Here is a 7,442-nt window from a genome sequence, read left to right as displayed (position 1 = left end):
TTGTTAACGAAGATAAGAATCTTGTTGCAAGGGGACTCAAGCTCATTCAGTATGGAGAACAACCTGTATTTGTAGAAGGTGACTGGGCTGGCACAATTCATGCAGCAAAAGCTCAATTGATTTTGGGGCAGACTGTAAAAAAAGTATACGGAAGATTCTTGGGGCATGGGGTGACTGTTCATCAGAACACCGATGTTTATCGTGTTGACTTTAACCCAATTCAGCAGTCTTTAGAGGTTTCATTTAAATAGGAGGTCGTAATGAAGAAAGTTCTAATGATAATTGTTTTCTTTTCAACAATGTTATTTTCAGCTGAATTTGAGAATCCAAAAACGAATCTCCGATTTGGTACAGAATTATGGTTTGAAAACGATTACCTGCCGTTTCAATTTGGTGAAGCTTGTTCCAAAAGCTTTGTCAATTGTATTAAAGACACTTCATCATCTTACGAGAATTTTAATGGATTGGCATATTATTCAACGATTGATACAACTATCGTTGTTTTTGTAAGAACAGGATACGGGAGTAAAATAACTATTTTTTCTATTTATCCTTTTACAAATTTTTCACCAACAGGAACAATGTTAAAAGATGTTTTAAGAACAGAATTTATGCACTTACAGGAATGGGGGGTCGTCAATATTTCAAGAGATAGTGCATCAAATTTAATTGATAAAATTATATTCGCAATGACAGGAGAAAAATGCGAATTGAATAGCATTAGTGACAGTAACTATGTCAATATAACTAGAGATATTGCTGATCTCGGCAGTTATTATTATGGTGCATTTTGTGATACACTTTATGCATGCTGTGGAACACCTGTAGATGGAGGCGCTGTTATAATTGACAACTGGTGGACTTTGCTTCCTGATGAAAAGCCGACATCCGTTTCCAAGACTTCGATCAAAAATAGATTCCGTCTGTCTCGCATAAGTCGAGAAATGTTCATTGTTGATGGACTCAATGAAACGGTTCCTTACAAGCTATTCGATGTCAACGGCATTCTACTGAAACAAGGCCTTGTTCAAAATGGCGTCGTGCAAGTTCCCAAGACTCCTTCTATCCTCGATATCGCTCATCAGAAATTTTTGCTGAAATAAGTTATATTTTGCAAAGAAAAACCTTTACTACAAAGTGAAGCCCATGCAAATACTGAAAGTTACTCCGAAATCTGCTGAAATTGAACGCATCTGCGGGCGCGAAGTCGCCCCCAGCAAAGAAATTCATGACAAGGTGATGCAAATCCTTGCCGACATCAGACAAGGCGGTATCGCCAAGGCAACGGAATACGCCCAAAAGTTTGACGGCCTCAAGGGCAAGAATATTCGCGTCCCGGCATCTGCCATCGCGAAGTCTGCCGCCAAGTGCCCCAAGGAACTCCAGAAGGCCTTGAAGCAGGCCATCAAGAACGTCCGCGACTTCCACAAGAACCAGATGGAAGAATCCTGGCTCATGGAAGGTGCCGACGGCGTGGTTCTGGGCCAGCGCATTCGTCCGATGAAGCGCGTGGGTCTTTATGTGCCGGGTGGTGCAGGCATTTACCCGAGTACCGTGATTATGAACGCCGTTCCGGCTCTGGTGGCGGGCGTTCAGGATATCGTGGTTGTGACCCCCATCAAGGGCGAAATCAACCGTGCTGTGGCATTCGTGCTCCAGGAATTGGGCATTGAAGAAGTTTACCACATCGGTGGTGCTCAGGCGATTGGTCTCTTGGCTTATGGTGCCAAGGACGCCAAGGGCAAGACCGTCGTGGAACGCGTCGACAAGATTGTGGGCCCGGGCAACGTCTTTGCCGCTATCGCCAAGAAGGAAGTCTTCGGTGTCGTGGATATCGACATGGTGGCAGGCCCCAGCGAAGTGCTGGTGATGGCCGACAATACTTGCGATCCGGACTTTGTCGCGGCGGACCTGCTTTCTCAGGCGGAACACGGTTCCGGCTTTGAAGCTGCTATCTGCATTACCGACAACATGGAAACGGCCCAGATGATTAGCGCCTGCGTGGATATCCAGGTGGAAAATTCCCCGAAGAAGGAACTTCTCGAGAAAGTGCTGGGCAACTTCGGCCGCATTCTGGTGGTCAAAGACTGGTTCGACGGCGTGGAAATCGCGAACCGCATCGCTCCGGAACACTTGGAAGTCATGACCGCCGAAGCAGAATCCATGGCTGCGCAGATCGAGAACGCGGGTGCCGTGTTTATCGGCCCGTGGTCTAGCGAACCGGTGGGCGACTACTTTGCGGGTCCGAACCATGTGCTGCCGACGAACGGCACGGGCCGCTTCTTCAGCCCGCTCGGAGTCTACGATTTCCTCAAGCGCATGAGCATCATCCGCTACAGCGAGAAGGCCATCAAGAAGAATGCGAAGGCCATTGCCGCCGTCGCGACCGAAGAAGGCTTTATCCACCACGCCGCTGCGGTGCTTAAGAGACTGTAGTCGCTTTTGGATCCCCTCCCTGACGGTCGAGGATGACTTAAGGGATGGCGGTCGAGGATGACTTCAATAAATTAAAAGGCTCCTTCGGGAGCCTTTTTTGCAATTTGACTTATTTGCTGTTTGCCCGGTCAGAATAAAAACATGGAGCCTTCACCTAGATTCAGGCACACGCGGTTGCGGCCTGATTCCTTGGCGTGGTAGAGCGCGTCGTCGGCGCGCTTGATGATCGTTTCGACGGAGTCTCCGTCCTTGCGTTCCGTGAACCCGACGCTGATCGTGACTGAAATAAAATCTTTCTTATCCAGAAGCGGAATCTTCATAGATTCTACACTGGCGCGAAGTCTTTCACCGACAATTTTCGCGTTCTCGATGTTTGTTCCCGGCAGAAAAATCGTGAATTCTTCGCCGCCGTAGCGTACGGGCATATCGGTGGGGCGCAGGCTTTGGAGAATCGCCTTAGCCACCGCGATAAGCACCTGGTCGCCGACGAGGTGGCCGTAGGTGTCGTTGATATTCTTGAAGTGGTCGATGTCCAGCATGAAGGCCGAAAGGTGCAGGTTTCCAGCGTTGCTTCGGTTGAGTTCGCGGGTGTACATTTCTTCGAGCCAGCGACGGTTGTGCAGGCCCGTAAGCGAGTCCACCTTGGCGTTCTCTTCGATGCAGCGGATATGGTATTCCTCTTCGCACACCACCTTGTTGTTGTTGCGTAGGCGTCGACTCAGAAGTTGCAAAAAGTTCAGGCACAGATCGTGCGAAGCATTGAGCATGGCGAGTGCGGTGTCGCCATCAATAATCAGGATTTTGCAGTTTTCCTTGGCGAAGACCTTGGCGCTCGGTTTGATGTTGTCAAAAATGGACATCTCTCCGGCGCAGTGCCCTGGCTGGATATGGTCAATGTACATACCGCCCTGGGATTCCACATGTACTTCCAGAAGGCCGTCTAGGAGAACTAGAAGACGACGCCTGGGCTTATCAGGGTCGATAAGGAGTGTGCCCGGTTCAGGGAAAATCGTTTTACAGCCAAGCAGGTAACCGGCAAGGCTTTCGAAGGCGACATTCCTGAAAATATCCTGTCGCTGAAATTCTGCCCTGGATATGGGCAGTGTCTCTAGTTCATTCGCACTCATACCATAATTATATACAAAAACTTTTCAAAACGAAAACAGAAAATACTACTTTTTGAAAAAAACACGCGAGAATACTAGTTTATATGGCAAAAACAATACTCCAATCTGTACTATTCCAAGGTAAAATACAGGATATCCTCATCTCGGGAAAGAAGTTTGCGAAGGTGGGACGTCCGCTTACCGCCCGTGATTATGACAAGGCCGATGTGGTAAATTGCAAGGGGCTTGCCATTGTACCGCCATTCTATAACGGACACACTCATGCCGCCATGACCCTTTTGCGTGGGTATGCCGATGATATGCCGCTCCAGAAGTGGTTGCAGGAATACATTTGGCCGTTCGAGGCAAAGCTCACTGCCAAGGATATTGAAATCGGGTCTAGCCTAGCCGTGCTTGAAATGATCAAGTCGGGAACGGTTTTCTTCTCGGATATGTACTGGCGCCGCGAAGTGACGATGAAGGTCGTTAAGGAAATGGGGATCCGTGCGGCGATTGGAGTGACGGTTGCCGAAAATCTGGATTCCCCGGAACATATCGAAGAAAATTTCAAGTTTCTGCAGGACCATCGTTATGAATCCGATCGAGTAAAGCTTGCAGTGATGCCGCATTCCATTTATACGGTGGGCGAAAAGATTTTTAAACGTTGTGCGAAATTGGCTCTTGAAGAAAACTATGTTTTGCACACTCATTTGTCTGAAACCTTGACCGAAATCAAGGATTGCAAGAAACAGTACGGTTGCTCTCCGGTCGAACTTTTGGCAAAGTGGGATGTTCTGGGTGACCATCTGGTGGCGGCACATTGCGTTCATTTGTCCGAATACGATATGGCGTTGATGGCCGAATCGGGTTCTTCCGCGATTCTGAATCCCTGCTCGAATTTGAAGCTGGGGTGCGGTATCCCGAAGGTGAACGCGCTCTTGGATAGTGGAATGCTGGTGGGGCTAGGTACTGACGGGGCTTCGTCGAACAATAACCTCGACATGCACGAAGAAATGAAGTTGATTTCGCTTTTGGCGAAGGTGGAACCCAAGACTGGCAAGGCGGAATCGTTGCCGGCGGAGGTGGCGCTCAAGTTGGCGACTTCAAATACGGCTTTGGCTTATGGCATTCCGGCGGGCGTGATTGCCGAAGGCTTCTTAGCAGACGCCTTGCTGCTCGACCTGAAAAACGAACGCCTCGTCCCGAACCATAACCTGGTGAGCAACTGGGTCTATGCGGCCGATTCCTCTGCGATTCATTCCGTGATGTGTAACGGAAAGTTCGTGATGAAGAACCGCCATATCGACGGTGAAGAGGAAATTTTGAAGGACGCGCAGAAAATCGCGAAAAGAAGTTAATTCCCGGCCTAAAACGGGCTTCGTGAATGCTTCGATAAACGGGTGGACTTGAGTCTACCCGTTTGAATTATTGATCGTCGCTGTCAACGTCGCAGGAATCGTTTTGCTGCGGGGCGACAACCGGTCTGCTGCTCTTGGCGCTATAGATGAGTTCTGCCATGAACAGCTCCTTGAGCTTAGCGAGGCCCGCATCTTTTTCGAGGTCCAGCTGGTAGGGCGACATGCGCGCCTGCTTGCGGATGGCAAGTTCGCTTTCGTTGAAGGCTCTAGACTTGACCGTAAGCATTACCGGGGTCTGCAATTTTTCTTCGAGAATCTGCTTTAAGCGCTCCAGGTACTCCGGGTGCTCTTCCATCTGCTTGATTCCCCAAACTTCGCTGGCGGTGTCGCCAAGGTAGGTAAGTGCGATGGGGAAGGGGGTGGTTTTCGGGTCGCCGGTTTCGAGGACTGTATCGTTCAGGGCGACCGAGAAGGCGAAGTCACCGGAATCGGCGATGTGCGTCTTGATGGAGCCCCAGGCGGCAGAAATTTCGTAACGGCTGTAAACGTCGCCATTGTATCCGTTGGCGATTCCGTTCTGTAGGGCGGCAAAGGGGTTTTCGTCCTGTTGCTGTAATGCCTTGGCTTCTTCCACGGCATCCAGCATATTCTGGACTTCAGTTACTTTTTTTTTTTAACGCCTCGTCGGAGGCGCTGCTCGAAGCTTTGGAAGGATCGTTAATCGCGGCGAGAGCGCGTCTGAGATCCGTCAGCCTGTCAAGCCAAGCCATGCGGGCGAATGTCGTTTCGACAAGGAGTCGCGGGTTCGTGCTGTAGCGGAGCGTGCCCTGCAAGTCGATAAGCATCTTGCTGATGCGCAGGATGTCTCCGTTCTTGAGTTCGGGAACGGAGCTCTTGTACTTGGTGTACAGCTCCTCGGAAATGTTAATCACGTCAGGCGTGAAGGCGTCGAGGCGGGCGTAGAGCATGTTCCTGAGGAACTTGCCGAAACCGTCGAGAAGCGGTGTAAATTCGATTCCGCGCTTGCAGGCGTCGTCGACCATCTTGAAACATTCCTTGAGGTCGTGATCCTTGATGGCGTTAATGAGCGTAAAGAACAGCTCGACGGGCGGAATGCCGAGAACGCTACGGACTGATTCGGCGGCCATCTCGTTACCGGTAAAGGCGTAGGCCTGGTCGAAGTAGGTGAGGCCGTCGCGCATGGAGCCGTCTGCCTTTTCGGCGAAAATGTCGAGGGCTTCGTCGGTGGCGTTGATGCCTTCCTGTTCGCAGATATAGCGCAGACGGCTGCGGATCTGTTCTACGGTCAGTCGCTTGAAGTCGAATCGCTGTACGCGGCTGAGAATCGTTTGCGGCACCTTGTTGACTTCGGTGGTCGCGAAGATGAAGATGACATGTTCAGGCGGTTCTTCAAGCGTTTTGAGGAGCGCGTTGAAGGCTCCGTTTGAGAGCATGTGGACTTCGTCGATAATGAAAATCTTGTATTTGCCGATGACGGGCGGATACTGCACGCGCTCGATCACGTCGCGGATGTTGTCGACGCCGGTGTTGGAGGCGGCGTCAATTTCGAACACGTCCATCGGGTTTCCGCCAGCGATGTCCTTGCAGCTTTCGCATTGTCCACAGGGGTGGAGCGGATCGCCGCCGGTGCAGTTGAGCGTGCGGGCGAGGATACGGGCACTGGTAGTCTTACCGACACCGCGTGTTCCGGTGAATAGGAATGCGTGGTGGAGTCGTCCTCCTTCGATTGCGTTCTGGAGGGTCTTTGCGATATGTTCCTGTCCGACCATGTCGGAGAAAGATTGCGGACGCCACTTACGGGCCATTGCTACGTATGCCATGTGCTAGAATATAGTAAATTAGTTGGTAGAACTTAGTTTTTAGCTGGCTATGCTTAACATTTTTTTGTATGTTATGTTTAGAAAGGCTGTCTATAAATGGGGTGTTTTTTTGGAAATAATCTAAGTTCTAAGTTCTAAATTCTAAGTTTTAATTAGTATCTTTTAAAAAAAATAGTGAGGTTATCATGAATTCGAATTTGGCGCTTTTGATTCTTTCTTGGCAGGTGGCTTGTCTTTATCACGAATCCGAAACCGACAAGCTTTTGCCGGGTTCCACTTCGGCAACGGAAGCCGAAAGCGATATGCTGGATGCGATTCATGACGAACTGACCCCGGATGTTTCCTGGGACGATTTCAATAGCACTTACGCTAAGTTCAAATCGGCTAAAGACCGCGCCGCAGCCTGCGTTGAAGCAATCAAGAATGAGTCCGGTGAATTCAAAAGCAAGGTTCTTGAATCGATGCTCCGTGTAGCGAATGCTTCTAAAGAAGACGAAAACGAAAGCAACGTGTCGCTCGAAGAAATGGACTTCATTCAGCAGATTAGAGAAGCACTGGAATAGCGATGAGGTCGGCGTAACCGCCTCTGAGATCGCTTCGCTTTGAACTATAAGTTTTTAAATAATGAAAGCCCCTGATAAGGGGCTTTTTTTGTATACAGAAAACCACCCGCTAGGCGGGTGGTTCCAAAGAGCCTACGG

8 protein-coding genes are annotated in these 7,442 nt (G+C 49.8%); 5 read left to right on the top strand and 3 right to left on the bottom strand.

All coding sequences use genetic code 11. The features are described 5' to 3' along the window. The 3 genes from Q0P86_RS16120 to hisD all read left to right on the top strand — a co-directional run. A partial coding sequence (locus tag Q0P86_RS16120) for a hypothetical protein (protein WP_295040896.1) occupies positions 1 to 251 on the top strand: 251 nt, incomplete at its 5' end. Between the two features lie 9 nt (positions 252 to 260). Next, positions 261 to 1,103, top strand: a complete 843-nt coding sequence (locus Q0P86_RS16115; protein WP_295040894.1) for a hypothetical protein — start codon at positions 261 to 263, stop codon at positions 1,101 to 1,103. A gap of 43 nt (positions 1,104 to 1,146) precedes the next feature. After that, positions 1,147 to 2,436: a histidinol dehydrogenase gene (gene hisD, locus Q0P86_RS16110; protein ID WP_295040892.1), complete on the top strand. Its 1,290-nt coding sequence runs from the start codon at positions 1,147 to 1,149 to the stop codon at positions 2,434 to 2,436. A 128-nt stretch (positions 2,437 to 2,564) separates the two neighbouring features. Here hisD and Q0P86_RS16105 read toward each other — a convergent pair whose 3' ends face one another. Continuing rightward, complete coding sequence (locus Q0P86_RS16105; RefSeq protein WP_290993527.1) at positions 2,565 to 3,563, bottom strand: diguanylate cyclase; 999 nt, start codon at positions 3,561 to 3,563, stop codon at positions 2,565 to 2,567. A gap of 83 nt (positions 3,564 to 3,646) precedes the next feature. Between Q0P86_RS16105 and Q0P86_RS16100 the strand changes: the two genes are divergently transcribed. Further along, on the top strand, positions 3,647 to 4,900 hold the full coding sequence (locus Q0P86_RS16100; protein WP_295040889.1) for an amidohydrolase: 1,254 nt from the start codon (positions 3,647 to 3,649) through the stop codon (positions 4,898 to 4,900). 67 nt (positions 4,901 to 4,967) lie between these two features. Here Q0P86_RS16100 and Q0P86_RS16095 read toward each other — a convergent pair whose 3' ends face one another. Further along, positions 4,968 to 5,546: a hypothetical protein gene (locus Q0P86_RS16095; RefSeq protein WP_295040887.1), complete on the bottom strand. Its 579-nt coding sequence runs from the start codon at positions 5,544 to 5,546 to the stop codon at positions 4,968 to 4,970. 10 nt (positions 5,547 to 5,556) lie between these two features. After that, positions 5,557 to 6,741, bottom strand: a complete 1,185-nt coding sequence (gene dnaX, locus Q0P86_RS16090) for a DNA polymerase III subunit gamma/tau (RefSeq protein ID WP_295040885.1) — start codon at positions 6,739 to 6,741, stop codon at positions 5,557 to 5,559. 185 nt (positions 6,742 to 6,926) lie between these two features. Here dnaX and Q0P86_RS16085 point away from each other — a divergent pair, with 185 nt between their 5' ends. Then, positions 6,927 to 7,304 (top strand): hypothetical protein, encoded by a 378-nt coding sequence (locus Q0P86_RS16085; RefSeq protein WP_290993537.1) that lies wholly within the window; start codon positions 6,927 to 6,929, stop codon positions 7,302 to 7,304. The last annotated feature ends 138 nt before the right edge of the window (positions 7,305 to 7,442 follow it).

It is taken from the genome of uncultured Fibrobacter sp. (assembly GCF_946062555.1).
In the GTDB taxonomy this organism is placed as follows: domain Bacteria; phylum Fibrobacterota; class Fibrobacteria; order Fibrobacterales; family Fibrobacteraceae; genus Fibrobacter.
The sequence above is the reverse complement of the archived record's forward strand: the minus strand, read 5'-3'. Positions and strand labels throughout refer to the sequence as shown.

What these genes read in the sequence shown, in the direction of transcription:
- Q0P86_RS16100 (WP_295040889.1), top strand. Translation starts at nt 3,647, where the DNA reads ATGGCAAAAACAATACTCCAATCTGTACTATTCCAAGGTAAAATACAG.
- Q0P86_RS16115 (WP_295040894.1), top strand. Translation starts at nt 261, where the DNA reads ATGAAGAAAGTTCTAATGATAATTGTTTTCTTTTCAACAATGTTATTT.
- Q0P86_RS16105 (WP_290993527.1), bottom strand. Translation starts at nt 3,563, where the DNA reads ATGAGTGCGAATGAACTAGAGACACTGCCCATATCCAGGGCAGAATTT.
- Q0P86_RS16095 (WP_295040887.1), bottom strand. Translation starts at nt 5,546, where the DNA reads ATGCTGGATGCCGTGGAAGAAGCCAAGGCATTACAGCAACAGGACGAA.
- dnaX (WP_295040885.1), bottom strand. Translation starts at nt 6,741, where the DNA reads ATGGCATACGTAGCAATGGCCCGTAAGTGGCGTCCGCAATCTTTCTCC.
- Q0P86_RS16085 (WP_290993537.1), top strand. Translation starts at nt 6,927, where the DNA reads ATGAATTCGAATTTGGCGCTTTTGATTCTTTCTTGGCAGGTGGCTTGT.
- hisD (WP_295040892.1), top strand. Translation starts at nt 1,147, where the DNA reads ATGCAAATACTGAAAGTTACTCCGAAATCTGCTGAAATTGAACGCATC.